The organism is Kitasatospora sp. NPDC004240 (assembly GCF_053603215.1).
This window is the reverse complement of sequence record NZ_JBSGFD010000032.1, coordinates 19,347-41,980: the sequence shown is the minus strand read 5'-3', so window position 1 is coordinate 41,980 and position 22,634 is coordinate 19,347. Positions and strand designations below refer to the sequence as shown.

Below are 22,634 nucleotides of genomic sequence, written 5' to 3'. Positions count from 1 at the left end.
CAGCCGTCGGGAACTCCGGCCCGCAGACCACGACGGGAGGAGGGGTTGGCACACCTCCGCCGACGGGTACTCGGGCTCGCCGCCGACGCGGGGTCGGAGGCCTACCGTTGCGGGTCAGCGCCGGATTCGAACCGGACTTCCCCCGCGGGCGGAGTCACAACATGACGATCCATCATGGCGAGACGGGAAAGACCCGGTCAAGGGATCGTGCGTCACATCACGACGCCCGGATCCACCGTACTTCGCTGACGGGCTCGTTCGAGGCACCGCGGAGTCCACCTCACCTCGGACGACTCCGGAACGGCCTTCGGTATGCCACCTGTCGGCCGGGTACGGGGTGCGAGCGAGAGGCGACGGCCTCCCCCCATGGCCTGCCTACCGGTGTGCCTCACGGAACTTCTCCTTCGCGAGGTCGCCGGCCCTGGGCGGGCGAAGGAGCGGAAGGGCGTCATCGCCCCAGGTCAGTGACCCCCCTCCGGGCTCAGGGAGTTCCGTCCGCAGTGGACACCCGCGGACCGGCCCGAGCCGGAGAGCGTGCCCACACTGTCCGGCGTCAGCCGCGCCCGGCGGTGGAGGCGCGGATCCGCAGCGCCCAGTCGTGCCGACGCACCGCTCCGGGCTGCGCCGTGCCCGACAGCAGGTCGCTCAGCAGGGCCGCGCACGCGCGCCCGTACTCCGCGGCGCGCAGGTCGACCCCCGTCACCTGCGGGTACGAGCCGCGGGCCGCGGCGCCGTCGACGCACCGCCACCTGGCAGCGCGCTGGTCGGCGCCCTCCCTGGTCCCGCACCTCCCCGACCGGGGCTTCGCCGACCTCTCCGACCTCACGGACCGCACCTCGTCCTCAACAACCCCGGGAACATCCGGCTGCTGACCCCCTGAGGAGCCACCACCATGGCGCTGGAACGCCTCGTCCACGACGTCAAGGCCCTGCGGACGGCCTGGGAGAACGAACCCCTCCACACCCGGGGCCTCGACGACTTCGACGACGTCTTCTCCCCCGACCTGGCCGAGCGGCTCATCGTCGACCACGGGCTGCGCATCCCCTACCTGCGGCTGCTGCGCGACGGCGCGTACGTACCGGCCGGCCGCTTCACCCACCGCACCGGCACCGGGGCCGGCCAGGCCGACGGCGTCGCCGACCCCCACACCGTCGCCGAGCACATCGCGGCGCGCTACGCCGAACTGCCCGGACCCGCGCCCCGCGGCCGGCTCGCCGGCGCGCCCCCGCCGCATCCGGGGCACCCTCCGGCGCCGGAAGCCGATCGGCGAGATCGGGCAGTAGAGCGACCAGGGCGCCCACCGAGCGCGGCAGCGCCTGCGCCCGCTGCACCAACCGCGGCCGGCCGCGCGCAGGGCATCGGCCACCGGCCCGAACGGCAGCGGCTCGCGCAGCGGATGACACCTTCGATCCCGGCCTCCCCCTCGACGATCACCACTGCCGGACGGGTGCCGAGCAGGCCCGCCACGTGCGCCAGCTCCGCATCCCTCCCCCACGAACGCGAACCCCGCGCCGCTGCCGGCCCCCGGCGCCCGACCGCCATCCGAGGAACCTCCTGTGCGGAAAGGCAGCACCACCCGCGGCACCGCACTCTCTTCTCACCGTAGGCCCGCCAGGAGGAGCGCGTCAGATGGTCCGCATAAGAAGTGATCTCGTGTGGTGACTCTGGGGAGGCATAGGACGGCTGCGGCGATGCCAGCGAAAGCGGCGAAGTGGTCGGTCCCGCGCTCGTAGCGGCGGTGGAGTCGACGGAAGCCGCCGAGCCAGGCGGAAACACGGCGGCAACCGGGCCCACGCGCACCCCGAGGCAGGCCACCCCACGAGCGGCGCGCCGTTCGACGCGGCGGACGCGTCATTGCCTCAGCACGCGCTCAGCGACGCCCGTGCGAACAGGGCCGAGGTGCCGAAGAGAAGGGCGCCTCCGAGTCTCATCGGTGTTCCTCGTGCCGGTCCCGAGCGGGAGTGATGTGTCGCGTGGGCGTCGCCTCTCTGATTCAATCACGGAGACACAGGATGAATGTAACGCGGACGTCCGGGTGACTGTCCAGGCCCCTGAGGCTCATTTCTTGAAAAATCCAGTTCAGGACGAAAGTTGGGAACGTCGACCGCTCAGCCTTACAAGCAGACATCCCATCAATCGAGGGTCTATGTGAGGTCTGCCCTCCGGACCCCGCCGACCTTCCCGCCCACCCGCCGGGGTCCGGGTGGGATCGGGACCGGACGTCCGGATCGCCGAGCCGCCGCGTGATCCACCGGTCCCGCAAGGTCGTGGAGCGGGCGCCGTCCGGTGTCTTGACAGCCGGATGCGCCCGCCCCAAGACTCTCAGCAGCGCTGAGCGGTTGCGCGACCATGCACGGGGTGACGCCTCGGCAACGTCCGCCGATCGCCGTCGGCGGCCGCATCGGGAGGGGCTGGGCACAGCCGCACTCCATGCGCCCTGCGAGCGACCGCCGGCCCGCACGTCGAGTGCGAGCCGACCTCTCCACCCCTCCCCTCCCCCTGACCCTCCATTCCAGAGGTACGCGACGATGCCACCACCTCCCTCCGGAGCGCTCGCGGTGTTCACCGCACCGCGCGCCCGCCGGCGGCCCCCGCCCCGAGGGCCGAGTACCACTCACGCAGCCCGAACTCCCGCACTCCCGGCCGGATCCCGGGCCGACGGAGCGGCATGGACAGCCTCGACCAGCGGTGAAGGATGATGCCCGCCGGGACGAGCGGCCGCCATCACGCGCCGATCGTCTCCGGCGGGCCGGCTTCTGAGCCGAGCACGACAGCCTACGGCGCCCTCGTGGCGGCGGGCGCTCGTCGGCCCTGCCGCCGCCGTCGACTCACGGGGACGTGCGTTCCCGCAGGTCCGGGGCCGCGGTGGCCCGGTCGACCACCGCGGGGTCGAGGGTGTGCTCGATGACCATGACGGCGGCTCCGATGACGCCGGCGCGGTCGCCGAGTTCACGCCCGCGGATGGCAAGGTGCTGGGTGGCCAGCGGGAGGGAGCGGCTGTAGACGACCTCGCGGACTCCGGCGAGCAGGTGTTCTCCCGCGTCCGAGATGTCGCCGCCGATGACGATCACCCCGGGGTTGAAGAAGTTCACCAGCGCCGCCAGGACCTCGCCCAGGTCCCGTCCGGCCTGGCGGATCAGCTGGATCGCCCTCGGGTTGCCGGCGCGCACCAGCGTGACCACGGCCCGGCTGTCGTCGGCGTCCGCGCCCTCGGCCCGCAGACGGGCGGCCAGGGCCGCGCCGCCGGCGACGGCCTCGAGGCAGCCGATGTTGCCGCAGCGGCAGAGCTGGTCGGCGGCGGAGGCGACCCGGATGTGGCCGATGTCGCCGGCCGCGCCCTGGGCTCCCCGGTGGAGGCGGTGCTCGGTGATGATGCCACTGCCGATCCCGGTGCCGACCTTCACGAAGAGCAGGTGCTCGACCTCGGGGCTGGCGGCCCAGTGCTCGCCGAGCGCCATGATGTTGACGTCGTTGTCGACGAGGACGGGTGCGCCGAGCCGGGGCTCCAGCCATCCGGGGACGTCGAAGCCGTCCCACCCGGGCATGATCGGCGGGTTGACGGGCCGTCCGGTGGTGTGCGCAACCGGTCCGGGCAGTCCGATGCCGACTCCGCAGACGTTGCCGAGGGTGAGCCCGGCCTCGGTCAGCAGATCCAGGAACTCCTCGACCAGCCAGCCCAGGACGTGCTCCGGCCCCAGGGTGATCGGCATGTCCTGGCCCCGCTCGGCCAGGACCCGGGTGGCCAGGTCGGTGATGGCGATCCTCGCGTGGGTGGCCCCGAGGTCGGCGGCGAGCACGATCCTCGCGCCGGCGTTGAAGGCGAATGCCACCGCGGGCCTGCCGCCCGAGGAGATGGCGTCGCCGGTCGGGATGATCCACCGCTGGTCGAGAAGGGCACCGAGTCGCTGGGACACCGTCGACCGGGCGAGGCCGGTGAGCTGCATCAGCTCGGTGCGCGTCCGAGCGTGGCCGTCGCGCAGGATCGCCAGAAGTGCGCCCGCGCCTGCCGCTTCGATGGTCAACTCCGTGTCTCCTCAAGGTCGCTGTCGTCCGTGCCTTAGTGACTTAGTGTCAGCTGACTAATCATAAGTCTCATCGCACTTTTGCTTGACGCTCATCAGAAGCCAACTCTACGATCTGAAACATGCTCGACATAAGACGACAATCGTCGAAAGTCAGGGTGGGGATCGTCGGAACAGGCTTCATCGGCCGGATCCACGCCCGAGCCGTCCGACAAGCCGGCGCCCGGTTAGTGGGAATCGCCGGAGTGACCCTCGACAGCGCCCTCGAAGGCGCCCAGGGGCTGGGCGCCGAGAAGGCCTTCGGATCGGCCGAGGAACTGATCGGGTCCGGCCTCATCGACGTCCTGCACGTGTGCACCCCCAACCACCTGCACGCCCCGATCGCGCTCCGGGCCCTGGACGCCGGACTCGCCGTGATCTGCGAGAAGCCTCTGGCCACCAGCGCACCCACCGCCGCGGCGATGGCCGAACGCGCCCGGGAGACCGGGATGGTGGCCACCGTCCCCTTCGTCTACCGGTTCCACCCGATGGTCCGCGAGGCCAGGGCGCGCCTGGCCGGCCTCGGCCGGATCAGCCTCATCCAGGGCAGCTACCTGCAGGACTGGCTGCTGAAGTCCACCGACGACAACTGGCGGGTCGACCCCGCACAGGGCGGCCCCGGCCGCACGATCGGCGACATCGGCTCCCACTGGTTCGACCTCGCCGAGTTCGTGACGGGGGACCGGATCACCAGGATCTGCGCCCAGACCTCCGTGGTCGTCACCGACCGGGTCACCAACGGACAGGTCCTCACCGAGGACCTCGCCACCGTCCAGTTCGCCACCGCGGGCGGCGCACTCGGCTCACTCGCCGTCAGCCAGGTCGCCCCCGGCCGCAAGAACCGCCTCTTCCTGGAGATCTCCGCCGCCTCCGGCAGCCTCGCCTTCGACCAGGAGAACCCCGAACACCTCTGGCTCGGGGCGCGCGGCACCTCCCACGCCCTGGTCCGCGACCCGATGACGCTCTCCGAGCCCGCCAAGCGGTACTCGCCGCTGCCGGCCGGACACCCCCAGGGCTTCCACGACTGCTTCGACGCCCTCGTCGCCGACACCTACGCCGCCGTCGGCGGCGAGCACCGCGAGGGCCTGCCCACCTTCGAGGACGGCGCGCGCGCCGCCCACCTCACCGACGCCGCCCTGCGCTCGGTACGGGAAGGCGGCTGGGTCACATGCTGAGGATGACCGGCATCGGCAAGAGCTTCCCCGGCGCCCGGGTGCTGTCCGCGGTCGACCTCGACGTCGCCGCCGGTGAGGTGCACGCCCTCATCGGCGAGAACGGCGCCGGCAAGTCCACCCTCATGAAGATCCTCGCCGGCGTGCACACCCCCGACGAGGGCACCATCGAACTCGACGGCCGGACGGTGACGTTCAAGCACCCGTTGGACGCCCGGCGCGCCGGCGTCTCCATCATCTACCAGGAGCTCACCCTCCTGCCCGAACGGACCGTCGCCGAGAACGTCTTCCTCGGCCGGGAGCCCGTCCGCCGCGGCCTGGTCGACCGCGCCGCCATGGAACGGGCCACCGACGCCCTGCTCGACGAACTCGGCGAGACCTCCTTCGGCCCGCGCGACCTGGTGCGCGGCCTCTCGGTGGCCCGGCAGCAGGTCGTCGAGATCGCCAAGGCGCTCTCCGTGGACGCCCGGATCATCGTCATGGACGAACCGACCGCCGCCCTCGCCGAACACGAGGTGGAACTCCTGTACCGGCTGGTCCGCCGTCTCAGCGGACGTGGTATCGCCGTCCTCTACATCTCCCACCGCCTGCGCGAGATCTTCGACCTCGCCGACCGCGTCACCGTCCTCAAGGACGGCGCCAAGGTCACCACCCGCCCGATCGGCGAGCTCACCACCGCCGAGCTCGTCCGCCTGATGGTCGGCCGCGAACTGACGGACTACTACCCGCCACGTGCCACCCGCCCGGCCGGCGACGTCCTGGTCTCGGTGCGCGGCGGTGGCAACACCAGACTGGACGGCATCGACCTGGAACTGCGCGCCGGGGAGATCGTGGGCCTCGCCGGGCTGCAGGGCGCGGGCCGCACCGAACTCGCCAAGGCCCTGTTCGGCGCCGAGCCGTTCAGTCGCGGCGAGATGACCCCCCGGCGCCCCGCCTCCGTCCAGGAGGGCATCGCCGCGGGCATCGGCCTCGTCACCGAGGACCGCAAGGGCGAGGGCATCGTGCAGCACCAGTCCGTACGCGACAACGCCCTCCTGGTCGCCCGCACCCGCAAGGCCTGCACCCTGAAGGGCCGCACCGGCAAGGCCCGCACCGGCAGGACCGTCCTGGACCTGCTGGAACGGGTCCGCCTGGCACCCCCGCGGCCCGACCAGGAGATCCGCCACCTCTCGGGTGGCAACCAGCAGAAGGTCGTCCTCGCCAAGTGGCTGACGGTCGCGCCGAAGGTCCTGCTGTTCGACGAGCCCACCCGGGGCGTCGACGTCGGGGCGAAGGCCGCCATCCACGAGCTCGTCCGGGAACTCGCCGAGGACGGCATGGCCGTCCTGATGATCTCCTCCGAGCTCCCCGAACTCATCGGCATGAGTGACCGCATCGTCGTCCTGCGGGACGGGCGCATCGCCGGCCACCTGCCCGCAGGCTCCTCGGAGGAAGCCGTGATGCACCTGGCGGCCGGCTCATGACCCAGCAGCTCCAGGCCCCGCCGGCGAGGAGAACCGCCTTCCGCGCCCTCACCACCGACAACCCCGCACGGCCGGTCTTCCTCGCCCTGGGCGCCCTGCTCCTGCTCGGCTGGATCCTCTTCACCGTCGACGGCGGCCAGTTCTTCAGCCAGGCCAACATCGTCGGCATCCAGCAGCGCTCCGCCGTCCTCGGCATCGTCGCCGTCGGCCAGACCCTGGCGATCCTCGCCGGCTCCCTGGACCTCTCCGTCGCCTACCTCATCAGCCTCTGCTCCCTCGTCGCCGCCGAGACGATGGCCGAGTACGGAGTCCTCCCGGCGATCGGCGCCACCCTCGGCGTCAGCGCCCTGACCGGCCTGGTCAACGGGCTCGTCATCACCAGGCTGAAGGTGCACGCCTTCATCGCCACCCTCGGCGTCGCCCTCATCATCAAGGGCGTCCTGGAGAACCGCTGGGACGGACCTGCCGGTGAGGCCCCCGAATCCTTCCAGCACCTCGGCTACGACCGCGTCGGCCCGGTCCCCGTCTCCGCCCTGCTGTGGCTCGCCATCGCCGCCACCGCCTGGATCCTGCTGCGCCGCACCACCCTCGGCCACCGGATCCACGCCGTCGGCGGCGGCCCCGAGCTCGCCCGCCTCTCGGGGGTGCGCACCGACCGTGTCATCGTCGCCACCCATGTCCTCTGCTCACTGACCGCCGGCGCCGCCGGCCTGCTGCTCGCCGCCCGGCTCGGCGCAGGCGCGCCCACCGTCGGCACCGACGGCGGCTACGACCTGGAGTCGATCGCCGCCGTCGTCCTCGGCGGGACCGTCCTCGCCGGCGGCAAGGGAGGCGTCACGGGCACCGTCGGGGGAGTCCTGCTGCTGGCCGTCCTCGACAGCGTCTTCAACCAGCTCGAAATCAACTCCTTCGCCAAGGACGTGGTACGAGGCGTCGTCCTCGTCGCGGCCCTGGCGGTCTACGCCCGCCGGAGGCGTGCACGATGAGACGCAACCTGCCCATCTTCGGCGTCCTGGCCGTCCTGCTCGTCCTGATCGCCGTCGCCAACCCCTACTTCCTCGAACCCAACGGCTTCCTGGCCTTCGTCAAGCGGGCGGCCCCGCTGGCGATCCTCGCCGCCGGCCAGTACTTCGTGATCGTCTCCGGCGAGTTCGACCTCTCCGTCGGCTCGCTGGTCACCGCCGAGGTCGTCATCGCCGCCCGGCTGATCGACGGCGAGCCCGGCAACACCTGGCCGGTGATCGCGCTGCTGCTCACATTCGCCGCCCTGGTCGGGGTGGTCAACGGGCTGGTGACCACACTGCTGCGGGTGCCCTCGTTCATCGTCACCCTCGGCATGCTGCTGGTCCTCTCCGGCGCGGTCTTCCTGTGGACGGACGGCGCCCCGCGCGGCGCTCTGACCCAGCAGTTCCGCCAGTTCGGGCGCGGCACCCTCGGGCCGGTGCCGTGGTCGGTGATCGTCCTCGCCGCCGCGGTGGCCGCCGCCGTCGCCCTGATGCGCGCCGACTTCGGACGCACCCTGCTGGCCACCGGCGACAACCCGCTCGCCGCCGCCCTGTCCGGCGTCCGCGTCCACCGTGTCAGGACCACCGCCTTCGTGCTGTCCGCCCTGTCCGCCGCGGTCTGCGCCATCCTGCTCGGCGGGTTCGCCGGTGTCTCGGCGAAGGTCGGCGAGGGCCTGGAGTTCCAGGCGATCACCGCCGTCGTCCTCGGCGGCGTCGCCCTCGGCGGGGGCCGAGGCTCGGTCGTCGCGGCCATCGCCGGCGCCTTCACCCTGCAGGCCCTGTTCACCCTGCTCAACCTGTACGGCATCTCCGGGGCACTGGAGTTCACCGTCCAGGGCGTGATCCTCATCGCCGCGGTCGCCCTGGGATCGCTCCGGATCCCCCGGCCCGCCCTCCTCCGCCGCACCACCACCTCCACCACCTGAGAGACCATCATGCTGCCCTCCCACAGACGCGTCCTCGCCGCCACCGCACTGGCCACCCTGCTCCCGCTGACCGCCGCCTGCTCCTCCGACACCCCGACGGGCCCGGCCAAGGCCGGTTCCTCCACCGGCGCCAAGAAGACCGGCGACCAGTCCAAGTTCTTCGTCCAGGCCGACTACGAGGCCCAGTTGGCCATGCGCACCAAGCAGCCGACCGGCCCCGCCGACAAGCCGTGGGAGCAGGCCATCGACCCCCAGCCGGTCGACACCGCCCAGTACCGGAAGGCCGGCCGGTACCACCTCTGCTTCTCCAACGCGGCGACCAACAACCCCTGGCGGCAGGTCGGGTGGAAGACCATGCAGGCCGAGGCCGCGCTGCACCCCGAGATCAAGACCTTCACCGTCCTGGACGCCGAGGGCAAGGACGAGAAGCAGATCTCCGACATCGCCGAGCTCCAGGCCAAGGGCTGCGACGCGCTCATCGTCTCGCCCAACACCACCGCCACGCTCACCCCCGCCGTCAAGGGCGCCTGCGCCAAGATCCCGGTCATCGTCTTCGACCGAGGCGTGCAGACCGACTGCCCGGTCACCTTCATCAAGCCGATCGGCGGGTACGCCTTCGGCGCGGACGCCGCCGAGTTCCTCACCCAGAAGGTCAAGCCCGGAGGCAAGATCCTGGCGCTGCGGATCCTGCCCGGCGTGGACGTCCTGGAGACGCGCTGGTCCGCCGCCAAGGCCGCCTTCGACGCCAGCAAGCTCGACGTCGTGGGCGTGGAGTTCACCGACGGCGACGCCGCCAAGACCAAGAGCATCGTCACCAACTACATCCAGCGCCACGGCAAGCTCGACGGCGTCTGGCTGGACGCCGGCGCCACGTCCGTCGCGGCCGTCGAGGCCTTCGAGGACGCGGGCCTGCCCGTCCCGCCGATCAACGGCGAGGACCAGCAGGACTTCCTGCAGAAGTGGAAGGACGCCAGGCTCACGGCGATCGCCCCGACCTACCCGACCTACCAGTGGCGCACCCCCGTCATCGCCGCCCTGAAGGTGCTGGGCGGCGAGAGCGTGCCGAAGAACTGGAACCTCCCGCAGCCGACCATCACCGAGGCCAACCTCTCCACCTACCTCAGGCCCGGCATGCCTCCGCTGCACTACGCCCTGTGCGGATGCGAGACCATGCCCGGCTTCCCGCAGACCTGGGGCGGCAGGTAGATGCGCGCGATCGGCGTCAACACCTGGGTGTGGGACTCGCCGTCGACCGACGACTCGCTGGCCCTGCTCGTCCCGCGGATCGCCGACTGGGGCTTCGACACCATCGAGCTCCCGGTCGAGCAGCGGGGTGACTGGTCCGCGGACCGCACCGCCGGACTCCTGCATCACCACGACCTCGCCGCCTCGGTCGTGCTGGTCATGCCACCCGGCCGGGAACTCGTCGCCGCCCCGCCCGAGACCGTCCGCGATACCCAGGACTACCTGCGGCACTGTGTCGACGTCGCGGTCACCGTCGGCTCCCCGACCGTCAGCGGCCCCGCCTACGCCTCCGTGGGACGCACCTGGAAGCTCGACGCGCGGGAGCGGCGCTCCGTCCTCGCCGAACTCCGGGAGAACCTGCGCCCCGTCATCGCGTACGCGGCAGAGCACGGCGTACGCCTCGCCGTCGAACCCCTCAACCGGTACGAGACAAGCCTGATCAACACCGTGGAACAGGCCCTCGACGCCCTCCCCGAGGAGTGCGGCCTCGCACTCGACACCTACCACCTCAACATCGAGGAAAGGAGCCCCGCCCAGGCGATCCGGGACGCCGGATCGCGGATCGCCCTCATCCAGGTGTGCGGCACGGACCGCGGCGCCCCCGGCCCCGATCACTTCGACTGGCCCGGCTTCGCCGAGGCGGTCGAGGACGCCGGCTACGGCGGTCCGTGGGTCATCGAGTCCTTCACCCCGGACAACACCACCATCGCGACCGCGGCCTCGATCTGGCGGCCCTTGGCAGCCGGTCAGGACGTCCTCGCGACCGACGGGCTCGCGTTCCTGCGCACCCTGTGACCCCTCTCCGTCACTTTCATCCCCCACAAGGAGAAACCGTCATGTCACGACCATGGGTGAAGCGCGCCCTCGCCGCGCTCACCGCACCCCTGCTCGGCCTGACCGCGCTGCAGGGTGCACCCGCCCACGCGGACACGGCCCCCGCCGCCACCGGCGTCAAGGTCCTCCTCTTCACCAAGACGGCGGCCGGCGCCTATCGGCACGCCTCGATAACCGCAGCCGTCCAGGCCCTCACCGAACTCGGGGCCGAGAACGGCATCCAGGTGGAGCAGAGCGCCGACGCGAACGTCTTCAACACCACCACCCTGAACCAGTACGCCGCCGTGGTGATGGTGCAGACCTCGGGCATGGTCTGGGACACCGACGCCCAGCGTGCCGCCGCCCAGGCGTACGTGCGCAGCGGCCACGGGATCATGGCACTGCACAACGCCACGGACATGAACATCGACACGGCGTTCCCCTGGTGGGACCAGGTCCTCATGGGCGGCGCCCACATGACGGCGCACTCCAGCAACGTGAAAGGCACGGCCAAGGTCGCGGACCACGTTCACCCCTCGACCAAGGGGCTGCCCGACCGCTGGGTGCGGACCGAGGAGTGGTACAACTTCGACAAGAACGCGCGCGGGAACGTGCACGTCCTGGTCACGGCCGACGAGACCACCTACAACGCCGGGTCCGCGAAGATGGGCGCCGACCACCCGATCTCCTGGTGCCGCAACGCGGAGGGCGGCAAGGTCTGGGCCACCGCCATGGGTCACGCCGTCGAGGCCTACGCCGAGCCGCTGTTCCGGCAGCACCTGCTCGGCGGCCTCAAGTGGGCCGCCGGCACCGCGCCGGGCGACTGCGGCGGCACGGTCGCCGAACGCTTCCAGAAGGTCACCCTCGACGGCGCGCCCGACCAGCCCATGCAGCTCGACGTGGCGGCCGACGGCAAGGTCTACTACATCTCGCGCTCCGGCGTGGTCAACGTCATCCACACCCATGACGACGTGCCCGAGACCCATGTCGCGGCCCGGCTCGACGTGTACGACGGGGGCGAGGACGGCGGGATCGGCCTGGCCCTCGACCCGGGCTTCGCCACCAACCGGTGGATCTACATCAACCACTCGCCGGCCGGCAGCGCCGAGATCAACCGGGTCACCCGGTTCACGGTCAAGAGCGACGACACGCTCGACATGGCCAGCGCCAAGACCGTGATCGAGGTGCCGGCCTACCGGGAGACGGCCGAGCCCGGCCACACCGGCGGCGGCCTCTCCTTCGGCCCCGGCGGCAACCTCTACATCGGTGTCGGCGACGACACCAACCCGTTCAACTCCAGCGGCTTCGCGCCGATCGACGAGCAGCCGGGTCGCCAGAAGTACGACGCCCAGCGCACCTCCGCCAACACCAACGACCTTCGGGGCAAGATCCTTCGCGTGCACCCCGAGTCCTCGGGCGGCTACACCATCCCCGCGGGCAACATGTTCGCGCCCGGCACCGCCAAGACCCGGCCCGAGATCTACGCCATGGGCTTCCGCAACCCCTTCCGGTTCTCCGTCGACCCGGAGACCGGCTGGATCTCCGCCGCCGACTACGGGCCCGACGCGCACGAGCCGAAGGCGGACCGCGGTCCCGAGGGGATCGTCGAGTGGAACCTGATCAAGGAGCCCGGCTTCTACGGCTGGCCGTACTGCATGGGTAACAACAGCCCCTTCAACGACTACAACTTCGCCACCAAGACCTCCGGCGCGAAGTTCAACTGCTCGGCGCTCGTGAACGACTCGCCGAACAACACCGGCCTCACCAATCTACCGGCCGCCAAGCCCGCCACGGTCTGGTACAACTACCACCCCTCCGCGGAGTTCCCCGAGTTGGACGGCGAGGGCGGCGGCGGTCCGATGGGTGGCCCCTTCTACCACTACAACGCGGCCAGCACCTCCGAGCGCAAGTTCCCCGAGTACTACGACAAGACGCCCTTCCTCTACGAGTGGGCTCGCAACTACGTGAAGGAGTTCCGCCTCGACTCCAAGGGCGAGCTCCTGAAGATCAGCCCCTTCGTCGCCGAGCTCGGCCTGCGGTCCCCGATCGACATGAAGTTCGGCCCGGACGGCGCGATGTACATCGCCGAATGGGGCGAGGGCTACGGGCACGCCAACACCGACGACGGCATCTACCGGATCGACTACGTCGCCGGCAACCGCTCCCCGCTGGCCAAGGCGGGCGCCGACGTCGACTCAGGACAGGCCCCGCTGAAGGTCACCTTCTCCTCCGCCGGCTCCTCCGATCCCGACGGCGACACGATCACCTACCAGTGGGACTTCGGCGACGGCACGACGGGCACCGGCCCGAGCCCCGTGCACACCTACACCGCCAACGGCACCTACACGTCCCGGCTGACGGTCTCCGACCCCGGCGGCAAGACGGGTTCGGCGAACGTGCCGATCACGGTCGGCAACACCCGGCCCAAGGTCACCTTCACCGCCCCGGCCGACGGCCGCGTCCTCGACTTCGGTGACACCCTCACCTACCAGATCACCGTGACCGACCCCGAGGACGGCACCGTCGACTGCTCCAAGGTCGTGGTGACGGCCGCGCTCGGCCACGACCGCCACAGCCACGACACCGGTCAGTACACCGGCTGCACCGGAACCATCGTCACCAGTGCCTCGGGACACGACGCCACCGCCAACACCTACATCGTGCTGTCGGCCGACTACACCGACAGCGGCGGCCTGAAGGGCAGCACGAACGTCACCCTCCAGCCCCGTCACAAGCAGGCCGAGTACTTCACCGCCCAGTCCGGTGTGCGGGTGATCGAACAGAGCGGCGCCGAGAACGGCAAGCGCATCGGAGGCATCTCGGACAACGACTGGATCTCCTTCAAGCCCCTGAACCTGTCCGGGGTCGAATCGGTCAGCTTCCGGGCCTCCGCCCCCACCGCCACGGGCGGGTCCATCGAACTGCGGGCCGACTCGCCGACCGGCGCGCTGATCGCCACCAGCCCAGTACCGGCCACGGGAGCCTGGGACACCTACGTCGACCTCGCCCCCGTCCCGGTCACCGACCCCGGCGGCACCCACACGGTGTACGCGGTCTTCAAGGCACCGACGCAGAACTCCTTCGACGTGGACGCGTTCACCTTCAACTCCGCCCCGCGGAGCGACCGCACCTACACCGTGACGAGCGCGCACAGCGGCAAGCGGATGGACGTGCGGGCCCGGTCGACCGCCGACGCGGCGCCCGTCATCCAGTACAAGGCCACCGGCAACGACAACCAGTTCTGGAAGCTCACCGACGCCGGTGGTGGAGCCTTCTCCCTCACCGTGCAGCACAGCGGCAAGTGCCTGGGCCTGCCGTCCCAGAGCGCGACCAACGTCGAGCAGCGGACCTGTGCGGGCGGTGCGGCAGACCAGAAGTGGCGGCTCGAACGAGCCGCGGCCGGCACCTACCGGGTCGTCTCCGTCGCCACCGGGAAGTGCCTGGACATTCCCGGGGCGTCGACCGCGGACGACGTCCGACTGAGCCAGGCGACCTGCAGCGGCACCGCGATCAGCCAGCGATGGAGGTTCGGCCAGGTCGGCTGAGCCCCTCCCGACACCCGGTGCCCGTCCGGACCTGACCCGGGCGGGCACCGGGCCCCACCGCCGGGACACCCGCATCCCCTGCGCACCTCCCTTCCCACCCGCTCCACGTCCGAGGTTCTGCGTCATGACACGTCCGATCACCCTCTTCACCGGGCAGTGGGCCGACCTGCCGTTCGAGGAGGTCTGCCGACTGGCCGCCCGATGGGGCTACGACGGCCTGGAGATCGCCTGCTGGGGCGACCACTTCGAGGTCGACCGCGCCCTGGCGGACCCCTCCTACGTCCGGCGGAGGCGAGAAGTCCTCGACCGACACGGACTGTCCGTGTGGGCGATCTCCAACCACCTCGTCGGCCAAGCCATCTGCGACCACCCCATCGACGAGCGGCACCGAGCCATCCTCCCGGCGCGCCTGTGGTCCGACGACCCGGAGACCGTGCGTCGCAACGCCGCCCGCGAGATGACGGACACCGCCAGGGCCGCGGCACTGCTCGGCGTCGACACCGTCGTCGGGTTCACCGGCTCCGCGATCTGGCACACCGTCGCGATGTTCCCGCCCGCCACCGCCGGGATGATCGAGGCCGGCTACCGCGACTTCGCCGACCGCTGGAACCCGATCCTCGACGTCTTCGAGGACCAGGGCATCCGCTTCGCGCTGGAGGTCCACCCGAGCGAGATCGCCTACGACTACTGGACCACCCGCCGCACCCTCGAAGCCATCGGCCACCGCGCCTCGTTCGGCCTGAACTGGGACCCCTCCCACATGGTCTGGCAGGACCTCGACCCCGCGGACTTCATCCTCGAATTCGCCGACCGGATCTACCACGTGGACTGCAAGGACACCCGCGTCCGGGTCCGCGACGGCCGCCGCGGCCGGCTCTCCTCCCACCTGCCCTGGGGCGACCCCCGGCGCGGCTGGGACTTCGTCTCCACCGGCCGCGGGGACGTGCCCTGGGAGGACTGCTTCCGGGCGCTGAACACCATCGGGTACGAGGGCCCGGTCTCCATCGAGTGGGAGGACGCCGGGATGGACCGGCTGGACGGCGCCGCCGAAGCGGTCGGGTTCATCCGCCGCCTCGCCGCGACCAGGCCCCCCGCCGCGTCCTTCGACGCCGCGTTCGCCGCCCCCGCCACGGAGGAAGGGACCCGTCATGAGTGACCCCCGCGCATCCGGACCCGGGCGGACCGGCGTCTGGTTCGTCGGCGCCCGGGGCTCGGTGGCCACCACCGCCGTCGTCGGCGCCGCGGCGGTCGCGGCGGGACTGGTGCCGCCCACCGGCATGGTGGCCGAACTGGAACCCTTCGCGGACGCCGGACTGCCCGCGGTCGACCGGCTGGTCTTCGGCGGCCACGACGTGACCGGGACCCCGCTGCCCGAGCGGGCCGGGCAACTCGCCGCCGGAGGCGTGTTCCCGGCAACGCTCCTGCCAGCCGTGGAAGCGGCGCTACGGGCTGCCGACCGTGAGATCCGGCCCGGCGCCCGGACGGCTCCGGACCGGTCCCAGCGGGAGACGGCCACGGCCCTCACCGAGGACATCGCCGTGTTCCGCGACCGCCACGGTCTCGACCAGGTTGTGGTGGTCAACCTCTCCTCCACCGAGCCCCCGGTGGCTCCCCACCCCGCCCACGGCAGCCTCGCCGGCCTGGAGGAGGCCCTGACGCACACCTCCCCGGTCCTGCCCGCCAGCTCGCTGTACGCCTACGCGGCCCTGCGGGCGGACTGCGCCTTCGCGGAGTTCACGCCGTCCCCGGGCATCCGCCTGCCCGCGCTGCGCGAACTCGCCGAGCGGCGGGGACTTCCGTACGCGGGCAGCGACGGCAAGACCGGCGAGACCCTGGTCCGCACGGCACTGGGACCGATGTTCGCCCACCGCGGGCTGCGGGTGAGGTCCTGGTCGGGCACGAACCTGCTCGGCGGGGGCGACGGCGCGACCCTCGCCGACCCCGAGGCGGCCCGCAGCAAGAACACCTCCAAGCGCAGCGGTGTGACCGCCCTCCTCGGCGACCGGGTGGAGGGCCTCACCCACATCGACTACGTGCCGAGCATGGGCGAACTGAAGACGGCGTGGGACCACATCGCGTTCGAAGGGTTCCTCGGCGCCCCCATGACCCTCCAGTTCACCTGGCAGGGCGTCGACTCGGCGCTCGCCGCCCCTCTCGTCCTGGACCTGGCCCGCTTCCTCGCCCGGGCACGCGAGCACGGCGCCGCCGGACCGCAGGAACAGCTCGGCTTCTTCTTCAAGGACCCGCTCCTGGCGGACGGCTCACACGGCGAGCACCGCCTGGTCGCCCAGTTCGAGGCGCTGCGGGCCTGGTACACCGGAGACGCACGGTGACCGGCACGGACACCGCGGCCGCGGCCCGCACCGACGGGCGCGGCCCGGGCGCCGCAGCCAAGGCCCGAGCCGTCCTGGAACTGGTACGGGCCCCGGCCGCGCTCACCGTCCTCGGCGACACCCTCGCCGGCGCCGCCGCGAGCGGACAGCCGGTCACCGCGCGGCGGACGGCACGCCTCGCGGCCGCCTCCGCCTGCCTGTACTGGGCCGGAATGGCACTCAACGACTATGCGGACCGGCACCTCGACGCCGAGGAACGCCCCGCCCGCCCCCTGCCCTCCGGCCGGATCGGCCCCCGCACCGCCCTCGCCACCGCCACCGCACTCACCGCCGCGGGCCTGACCGCGGCGGCCACCGCAGGCCGGGACACCCTGGCGGTCGCCGTACCGCTCGCGGCCACCGTCTGGGCCTACGACCTGGCCCTGAAGGACACGCCGTACGGGCCCGCCGCGATGGCCGCCGCCCGGGGCCTGGACGTCCTCATGGGCGCGGGAGCCCTGCGCACCCGGGAGGCCCTGGCACCGGCGGCCCTCGTCGCGGGCCACACCTACGCGGTCACCGCGGTGAGCCGCAGGGAGACCCTGGGCGCCGGTGCCGCACTGCCGGCCGGCGCGCTCGCGGCCACCGGCGCGGTCGGCCTGATCGCCGCCGCCCTGACCCCGCCGACCGCGACCCGCGCCCACCGGGCCGCCACGACCGTCCTGCTCGGCGGGTACGTCTGCGCGGCGGGCTCCGCCCAACTGGCCGCGACCGTCCGCCCCGACGCCACCCACCTGAGGCGCGCGGTGGTCGCCGGCATCCACGCCATGATCCCGCTCCAGGCGGCGCTGACCGCGCGCGGCGGCTCCCCGCGCGCCGCGCTCCCACTGCTGGCCGCCTACCCCCTGGCCAGGAGCCTGTCCCGGAAGGTGTCCCCGACATGACCGCGCTGCGCTTCGGCTACGGCACCAACGGGCTCGGCGACCACCGCCTCGACGAAGCGCTGGAGGTGATCGCCGGCCTGGGGTACAGCGGAGTCGCGCTCACCCTGGACCGCGGCCACCTGGACCCGTACGCACCTGGTCTGGGCCGCCGGATCGCCAGGACCCGCCGCAGGCTCACCACCCTCGGCCTCGCCGTGGTGGTGGAGACCGGCGCCCGCTACCTCCTCGACCCCTGGCGCAAGCACGCCCCCACCCTGATCGACCGTGAGCCGGAGGGCCGCGCACGCAGGCTCGGCCTCCTGCGGCGGGCCGTCGGGATCGCCGCCGACCTGGAGGCCGAGGCGGTCTCCTTCTGGAGCGGCGCCCCCGAGCCCGGCATGGACCACGACCAGGCCTTCCGGCTCCTCCAGGAAGGCTGCGCCACGCTCATGAGGACCGCCGAACAGGCGGGCGTCCGGCTCGGATTCGAACCGGAGCCGGGGATGCTGGTGGCGGACCTGGACGGCTACGAGCGCCTGCGCGGGGCGCTCGGCGACTCCGACGTCCTCGGGCTGACCCTCGACATCGGGCACTGCCGGTGCCTGGAACCCCTCCCGCCGGCCGAGTGCGTGCGGCGGGCGGCGCCCTGGCTGGTGAACGTCCAGATCGAGGACATGCGCCGGGGCGTTCACGAGCACCTGGAGTTCGGCCGGGGCGAGATCGACTTCCCGCCTGTCCTGGCCGCGCTGACCGAGGTCGGATACCGCGGCCTGGTCTCCGTCGAGCTGCCGCGCCACGGCCACAGCGGCCCGGCGACCGCCGCCCGCTCGCTCGACGCCCTGCGCACCGCCTCGGCGCACCCCTGGACGGCCGACGCGGTCGAGCGCGTGCGCGCCGATCCACGCCGCCTCACGACGCTGTTCCCCCTCGCGGCCCGCCACACGAGTGCCGACGCCGGGCCGGCCGTACGTGCCCAGCTCCTGGGGGCGGTGCCCAGCGGGCCGGAGCGGAACGCGGCCCTGGAGCGGCTCTACCGGCAGGGCGACACCGCCGAACGGCTCGCGGTGCTGCGCGCCCTCGCGCTCCTCGACCAGGACGGCGGCGTCGGCCCCGCCGCGCTGCCGCTGATCGCCGACGCCCTGCGCACCCACGACGCCCGCCTGGTGACCGCCGCCGTCGGCCCGTACGCGGCCCGGTACCTCGACCAGTCCGCGTGGCGCCAGGCCGTCCTGAAATGCGTCTTCACGGGCATCCCGCTGGACACGGTCGCGGGTCTGGCCCGCCGCACCGACCCCGAACTCGTCCGGATGTTCCGGGCCTTCGCCGCCGAACGCACCGCCGCCGGCCGGCCCGTCCCCGACGACCTGCTGACCCGGCTCGACCTCCACGACCAGGGAGAGCGCCACGACCAGGAAGAGCGCCATGCGCATCTTTGACCCCCACATCCACATGACCTCGCGCACCACGGACGACTACCGGGCCATGCACGCCGCCGGCGTCCGCGCCCTCGTCGAGCCCGCCTTCTGGCTCGGCCAGCCGCGCACCTCCCCCGCCAGCTTCCGCGACTACTTCGACGCCCTGCTGGGCTGGGAGCCGTACCGCGCCGCCCAGTACGGCATCCGGCACTTCTGCGCGATCGCGCTCAACCCGAAGGAGGCCAACGACCCCCGCTGTCTGCCGGTCCTCGACGACCTGCCCGGCTACCTGGTGAAGGACAACGTCGTCGCCGTCGGCGAGATCGGCTTCGACTCGATGACCGACGCCGAGGAGCACGCCTTCACCGTGCAACTCGCGCTCGCCCGCGAACACGGGCTGCCCGCCCTGGTCCACACCCCGCACCGCGACAAGGCCGCCGGCACCGTCCGCACCCTGGAGATCGTCCGCGCCGACGGCATCGACCCCGGCCTGGTCGCGATCGACCACCTCAACGAGGTCACCGCCCCCATCGTCGCCGCGTCCGGTTGCTGGATGGGGTTCTCCGTCTACCCCGACACCAAGATGGACCCGGACAGGACGGTGGCCGTCCTCAAGGAGCACGGCACGCACCGCGTCCTGGTCAACTCGGCGGCCGACTGGGGACACAGCGACCCGCTGCGCACCCACGCGACGGCCCTCGCCCTGCTCGCCGCCGGGTTCACCGAGGACGAGGTGGACCGGGTGATGTGGCGCAACCCGGTCGAGTTCTACGGGCAGAGCGGCAGACTCGTCCTCGACGACGCCGACCGCACTCCGGACGAGCCCCTGTTCGCCGGGAACTCCGTGCGCAGAGGCGGCAGCTGATGCGTCTGCGCCACCCCGGCGGCGATACCGTCCACCTCGGCTACTGCACCAACGTGCACCCGGCCGAGGACCTGGACGGCATCCTCGGCCAGCTCGACACCTACGCGCTGCCCGTACGGGAGCGCCTGGCGGAGCCCGTCCTGGGAATCGGGCTGTGGCTCGCCCACCGGGTGGCCACCGCCCTGGCCGCGGACACCGGCCTGACCCGGCGGCTGCGGGCCGAACTCACCGCGCGGGGCCTGGAGGTCGTCACCCTCAACGGCTTCCCGTACGGCGGCTTCCACCGCCCCGTCGTCAAACACGCCGTGTACCGGCCCGACTGGACCTCGCCCGACCGGCGCCACCACACCGCAAACCTGGCCCGGGTGCTCGCCGGGCTCCTGCCCGACGACGTGACGGAGGGAAGCATCTCCACCCTCCCCTTCGGCTGGCGCGCCGGCTGGCGCCCCTACCATTCCGAGCGGGCGCACCAACAGATCCGGCTCCTCGGCGGCGAACTCGACGACGTCCGGCGGCGCACCGGGCGTACGGTCCGGGTCGCGTTCGAGCCGGAACCGGGATGCGTGGTGGAGACCACCACGGACGCGGTGCGGCACCTGGCGGACCTCGACCCCCTGCACTTCGGCCTCTGCCTGGACGTCTGCCACCTCGCCGTGGCCTTCGAGACGCCACGCGAGGCCCTGGACCGGCTCGCCGGAGCGGGCATCCCCGTGGTCAAGGCGCAGATCTCCTGCGCCCTGCACGCGCAGGACCCTTCGGACGCCGACACCCGCGCCGCGCTCGAAGCCTTCGCCGAACCCCGTTTCCTGCACCAGACGCGTCGGGCCGGGCGGCCCGCCACCGGCACGGACGATCTGCCGCAGGCCCTGACGGGACCGGCGGCCCTCGGCGGCGGCCGCCCCTGGCGGACCCACTTCCACATCCCCGTACACGCCGATCCGGCGCCCCCGTTGACGTCGACCCGGCCCCTGCTGCGCGAGGCGCTCGCCGCGCTGCTCGGCCGGGGCGGCGCCGTCACCCGGCACCTGGAGACGGAGACCTACACCTGGTCGGTGCTGCCGGAGCCGCCGTGCGACGGCGCCGGTCTCGCCGACGGGATCGCGGCCGAACTCGACTGGGCGCGTCGCGAGCTGCTCGGACTCGGACTCATCGGCGCAGCCCCCGGACCGATCAGGAGTGCCCGATGAGTGTCGTCGTCCTGGATGTCGTGGGGCTCACCCCGCGCACGCTCGCCCACATGCCCCGCCTGCGGTCCGTCGCCGATCCCGGGTTCACCGCCCGGCTGGACCCGGTCCTGCCCGCGGTCACCTGCTCGGTGCAGTCCACCTTCCTGACCGGGCGGACGCCCGCCGAGCACGGCATCGTCGGGAACGGCTGGTACGACCGCGAGACGGGCGAAGTCGCGTTCTGGCGGCAGCACAACGCGCTCGTCCGGGGCGAGAAGCTCTGGCAGACCGCCCGGCGGACCCGCCCCGGTCTGAAGGTCGCCAACATCTGCTGGTGGTACGCCATGGGGGCGGACGTCGACATCACCCTCACACCGCGCCCCGTCTACCACTACGACGGCCGCAAGTCCCCCGACTGCTACACCGTCCCGGCCGGACTGCGCGACACCCTCACGGCCGAGCTCGGGCCGTTCCCGCTGTTCGACTACTGGGGTCCCCGGGCCGGCATCGCCTCCTCCCGCTGGATCGTCGAGGCCACCCGGCGCGTCCTCGCGGACCACGATCCGGACCTCACCCTCGTGTACGTCCCCCACCTGGACTACGACCTCCAGCGCCACGGCCCGCACTCACCCCGGGCGCGGACCGCGGCACGCGAGCTGGACACCGTCCTCACACCGCTCCTGGACACCCTGTCGGCACGGGGGAGCACGGTCGTGGTGCTGAGCGAGTACGGCATCACCGAGGTGCGGCGCCCCGTGGACATCAACCGGGCCCTGCGTCGCGAGGGCCTGCTGAACGTGTACGCCCAGCAGGGGATGGAGTACCTCGATCCCTGGACCTCCCGCGCCTTCGCGACGCCCGACCACCAGGTGGCCCACGTGTACGTGGCCGACCCCGCGGACCTGACCCGCGTACGGGAGATCCTGCTGAGGACGGAGGGGGTCGAGCGGGTCCTGGACCGGACGGACCAGGAGAAGGCCGGATTGCGCCACGAACGGGCCGGGGAACTCGTCGCCGTCGCCTCCGCCGACAGCTGGTTCACCTACTACTACTGGCTGGACGACGACCGGGCCCCGGACTTCGCACGCGGCGTGGAGATCCACCGCAAGCCGGGCTACGACCCGGCCGAGCTGTTCTTCGACCCGGCCGACCCGCTGGTCATGGCCAGGGCCGCCATGACCGTGGCCAAGTTCAAGCTCGGTGTCCGCAGCGCCATGTCCGTCGTACCCACCGATCCGTCGTGCGTCCGTGGCAGCCACGGCCGGCTGCCGGACGACCCCGACGACGGCCCCGTCCTGCTGTGCTCCAGCCCCGCCCACGCCCGGGACCGGCTGCACGCCACCGAGGTCAAGGACTTCCTGCTCTCCTGCCTCGACGACGCGGCGACGGACTGACGGACTGACGGACTGACGGCGGGAGCAGCGCGCACGCCGTGATCCGCTTGCCGCACTCCACCGAATGATGGGATCTATGCACGGGTGGGCGTCAGGGCCTGTATCCACTCGCGTGTCACAAGGCAAGGAAAGTTACCTTCTGGGACCATCCCGCCGCACCCACCCTCCACCAGACATCCCATTAATCGGTGGGGAAACCTTTGTGCAACCTCTGGCGCCCCGGGAGGCATCCGGCGTAGCCTCCTGCCCGTCGGCAGGTTCTCCCACGGCCGGGGCGCGGATCCGCGCGTCGACGCCTCACCGTCCTGTCCACGATCCCGCCGTTCCTCG

General features: G+C 72.2%; 17 protein-coding genes, 1 pseudogene and 1 riboswitch. Of the genes and pseudogenes, 16 read left to right on the top strand and 2 right to left on the bottom strand.

Annotated features, from left to right (window positions below; genetic code table 11):
• Positions 1–44 precede the first annotated feature (44 nt).
• A riboswitch (cobalamin riboswitch) is annotated at positions 45–188 on the bottom strand.
• Positions 189–553: 365 nt separating this feature from the next.
• On the bottom strand, positions 554–826 hold the full coding sequence (locus tag ACWEQL_RS11560) for a hypothetical protein (RefSeq protein WP_452150004.1): 273 nt from the start codon (positions 824–826) through the stop codon (positions 554–556).
• A 66-nt stretch (positions 827–892) separates the two neighbouring features.
• Here ACWEQL_RS11560 and ACWEQL_RS11555 point away from each other — a divergent pair, with 66 nt between their 5' ends.
• Positions 893–1,606, top strand: coding sequence for a hypothetical protein (locus ACWEQL_RS11555; RefSeq protein ID WP_452150003.1), 714 nt, complete (start codon positions 893–895; stop codon positions 1,604–1,606).
• Between the two features lie 1,222 nt (positions 1,607–2,828).
• On the opposite strand, the gene ACWEQL_RS11550 is transcribed toward ACWEQL_RS11555, so the two are convergent.
• Positions 2,829–4,022: an ROK family protein gene (locus ACWEQL_RS11550; RefSeq protein ID WP_452150002.1), complete on the bottom strand. Its 1,194-nt coding sequence runs from the start codon at positions 4,020–4,022 to the stop codon at positions 2,829–2,831.
• Positions 4,023–4,144: 122 nt separating this feature from the next.
• Here ACWEQL_RS11550 and ACWEQL_RS11545 point away from each other — a divergent pair, with 122 nt between their 5' ends.
• The 15 genes and pseudogenes from ACWEQL_RS11545 to ACWEQL_RS11475 all read left to right on the top strand — a co-directional run bounded on the left by ACWEQL_RS11545 (position 4,145) and on the right by ACWEQL_RS11475 (position 22,304).
• A complete protein-coding gene (locus ACWEQL_RS11545; RefSeq protein ID WP_452150001.1) occupies positions 4,145–5,236 on the top strand; it encodes a Gfo/Idh/MocA family protein in 1,092 nt (363 codons plus the stop codon).
• Complete coding sequence (locus ACWEQL_RS11540; RefSeq protein WP_452150000.1) at positions 5,230–6,696, top strand: sugar ABC transporter ATP-binding protein; 1,467 nt, start codon at positions 5,230–5,232, stop codon at positions 6,694–6,696. Before ACWEQL_RS11545 ends, ACWEQL_RS11540 begins: the two co-directional genes overlap by 7 nt.
• Positions 6,693–7,682, top strand: a complete 990-nt coding sequence (locus tag ACWEQL_RS11535; RefSeq protein WP_452149999.1) for an ABC transporter permease — start codon at positions 6,693–6,695, stop codon at positions 7,680–7,682. Before ACWEQL_RS11540 ends, ACWEQL_RS11535 begins: the two co-directional genes overlap by 4 nt.
• Positions 7,679–8,626: an ABC transporter permease gene (locus ACWEQL_RS11530; protein ID WP_452149998.1), complete on the top strand. Its 948-nt coding sequence runs from the start codon at positions 7,679–7,681 to the stop codon at positions 8,624–8,626. The genes ACWEQL_RS11535 and ACWEQL_RS11530 overlap by 4 nt, the downstream gene beginning before the upstream one ends.
• 9 nt (positions 8,627–8,635) lie before the next feature.
• Positions 8,636–9,832, top strand: coding sequence for a substrate-binding domain-containing protein (locus tag ACWEQL_RS11525; protein ID WP_452149997.1), 1,197 nt, complete (start codon positions 8,636–8,638; stop codon positions 9,830–9,832).
• The gene (locus ACWEQL_RS11520) at positions 9,833–10,666 is read left to right on the top strand and encodes a sugar phosphate isomerase/epimerase family protein (RefSeq protein WP_452149996.1); all 834 of its coding nucleotides are present in this window, start codon (positions 9,833–9,835) and stop codon (positions 10,664–10,666) included.
• 41 nt (positions 10,667–10,707) lie between these two features.
• Complete coding sequence (locus tag ACWEQL_RS11515) at positions 10,708–14,229, top strand: ThuA domain-containing protein (protein WP_452149995.1); 3,522 nt, start codon at positions 10,708–10,710, stop codon at positions 14,227–14,229.
• A 124-nt stretch (positions 14,230–14,353) separates the two neighbouring features.
• Complete coding sequence (locus tag ACWEQL_RS11510) at positions 14,354–15,385, top strand: sugar phosphate isomerase/epimerase family protein (RefSeq protein WP_452149994.1); 1,032 nt, start codon at positions 14,354–14,356, stop codon at positions 15,383–15,385.
• Positions 15,378–16,562: an inositol-3-phosphate synthase gene (locus tag ACWEQL_RS11505; RefSeq protein ID WP_452149993.1), complete on the top strand. Its 1,185-nt coding sequence runs from the start codon at positions 15,378–15,380 to the stop codon at positions 16,560–16,562. The genes ACWEQL_RS11510 and ACWEQL_RS11505 overlap by 8 nt, the downstream gene beginning before the upstream one ends.
• Positions 16,559–17,485 carry an SCO3242 family prenyltransferase gene (locus tag ACWEQL_RS11500; protein ID WP_452149992.1) on the top strand — a complete coding sequence of 309 codons (927 nt, stop codon included), beginning with the start codon at positions 16,559–16,561 and terminating at the stop codon, positions 17,483–17,485. The genes ACWEQL_RS11505 and ACWEQL_RS11500 overlap by 4 nt, the downstream gene beginning before the upstream one ends.
• Positions 17,482–18,327 (top strand): annotated as a pseudogene (locus ACWEQL_RS11495) (sugar phosphate isomerase/epimerase family protein); the annotation flags it as partial. The gene ACWEQL_RS11500 and the pseudogene ACWEQL_RS11495, both read left to right, overlap by 4 nt.
• A gap of 24 nt (positions 18,328–18,351) precedes the next feature.
• Positions 18,352–18,900 (top strand): EboA domain-containing protein, encoded by a 549-nt coding sequence (locus ACWEQL_RS11490; RefSeq protein ID WP_452150018.1) that lies wholly within the window; start codon positions 18,352–18,354, stop codon positions 18,898–18,900.
• Positions 18,887–19,744 carry a TatD family hydrolase gene (locus tag ACWEQL_RS11485; RefSeq protein ID WP_452149991.1) on the top strand — a complete coding sequence of 286 codons (858 nt, stop codon included), beginning with the start codon at positions 18,887–18,889 and terminating at the stop codon, positions 19,742–19,744. Before ACWEQL_RS11490 ends, ACWEQL_RS11485 begins: the two co-directional genes overlap by 14 nt.
• Positions 19,744–20,931, top strand: a complete 1,188-nt coding sequence (gene eboE, locus ACWEQL_RS11480) for a metabolite traffic protein EboE (RefSeq protein WP_452149990.1) — start codon at positions 19,744–19,746, stop codon at positions 20,929–20,931. Before ACWEQL_RS11485 ends, eboE begins: the two co-directional genes overlap by 1 nt.
• Positions 20,928–22,304 (top strand): alkaline phosphatase family protein, encoded by a 1,377-nt coding sequence (locus ACWEQL_RS11475; protein ID WP_452149989.1) that lies wholly within the window; start codon positions 20,928–20,930, stop codon positions 22,302–22,304. Before eboE ends, ACWEQL_RS11475 begins: the two co-directional genes overlap by 4 nt.
• Positions 22,305–22,634 lie beyond the last annotated feature (330 nt).

Bases quoted from the DNA above. Each gene is read 5' to 3' on its own strand.
- ACWEQL_RS11555 (WP_452150003.1), top strand. From the start codon at position 893: ATGGCGCTGGAACGCCTCGTCCACGACGTCAAGGCCCTGCGGACGGCC.
- ACWEQL_RS11545 (WP_452150001.1), top strand. From the start codon at position 4,145: ATGCTCGACATAAGACGACAATCGTCGAAAGTCAGGGTGGGGATCGTC.
- ACWEQL_RS11540 (WP_452150000.1), top strand. From the start codon at position 5,230: ATGCTGAGGATGACCGGCATCGGCAAGAGCTTCCCCGGCGCCCGGGTG.
- ACWEQL_RS11535 (WP_452149999.1), top strand. From the start codon at position 6,693: ATGACCCAGCAGCTCCAGGCCCCGCCGGCGAGGAGAACCGCCTTCCGC.
- ACWEQL_RS11530 (WP_452149998.1), top strand. From the start codon at position 7,679: ATGAGACGCAACCTGCCCATCTTCGGCGTCCTGGCCGTCCTGCTCGTC.
- ACWEQL_RS11525 (WP_452149997.1), top strand. From the start codon at position 8,636: ATGCTGCCCTCCCACAGACGCGTCCTCGCCGCCACCGCACTGGCCACC.
- ACWEQL_RS11520 (WP_452149996.1), top strand. From the start codon at position 9,833: ATGCGCGCGATCGGCGTCAACACCTGGGTGTGGGACTCGCCGTCGACC.
- ACWEQL_RS11515 (WP_452149995.1), top strand. From the start codon at position 10,708: ATGTCACGACCATGGGTGAAGCGCGCCCTCGCCGCGCTCACCGCACCC.
- ACWEQL_RS11510 (WP_452149994.1), top strand. From the start codon at position 14,354: ATGACACGTCCGATCACCCTCTTCACCGGGCAGTGGGCCGACCTGCCG.
- ACWEQL_RS11505 (WP_452149993.1), top strand. From the start codon at position 15,378: ATGAGTGACCCCCGCGCATCCGGACCCGGGCGGACCGGCGTCTGGTTC.
- ACWEQL_RS11485 (WP_452149991.1), top strand. From the start codon at position 18,887: ATGCGCATCTTTGACCCCCACATCCACATGACCTCGCGCACCACGGAC.
- eboE (WP_452149990.1), top strand. From the start codon at position 19,744: ATGCGTCTGCGCCACCCCGGCGGCGATACCGTCCACCTCGGCTACTGC.
- ACWEQL_RS11475 (WP_452149989.1), top strand. From the start codon at position 20,928: ATGAGTGTCGTCGTCCTGGATGTCGTGGGGCTCACCCCGCGCACGCTC.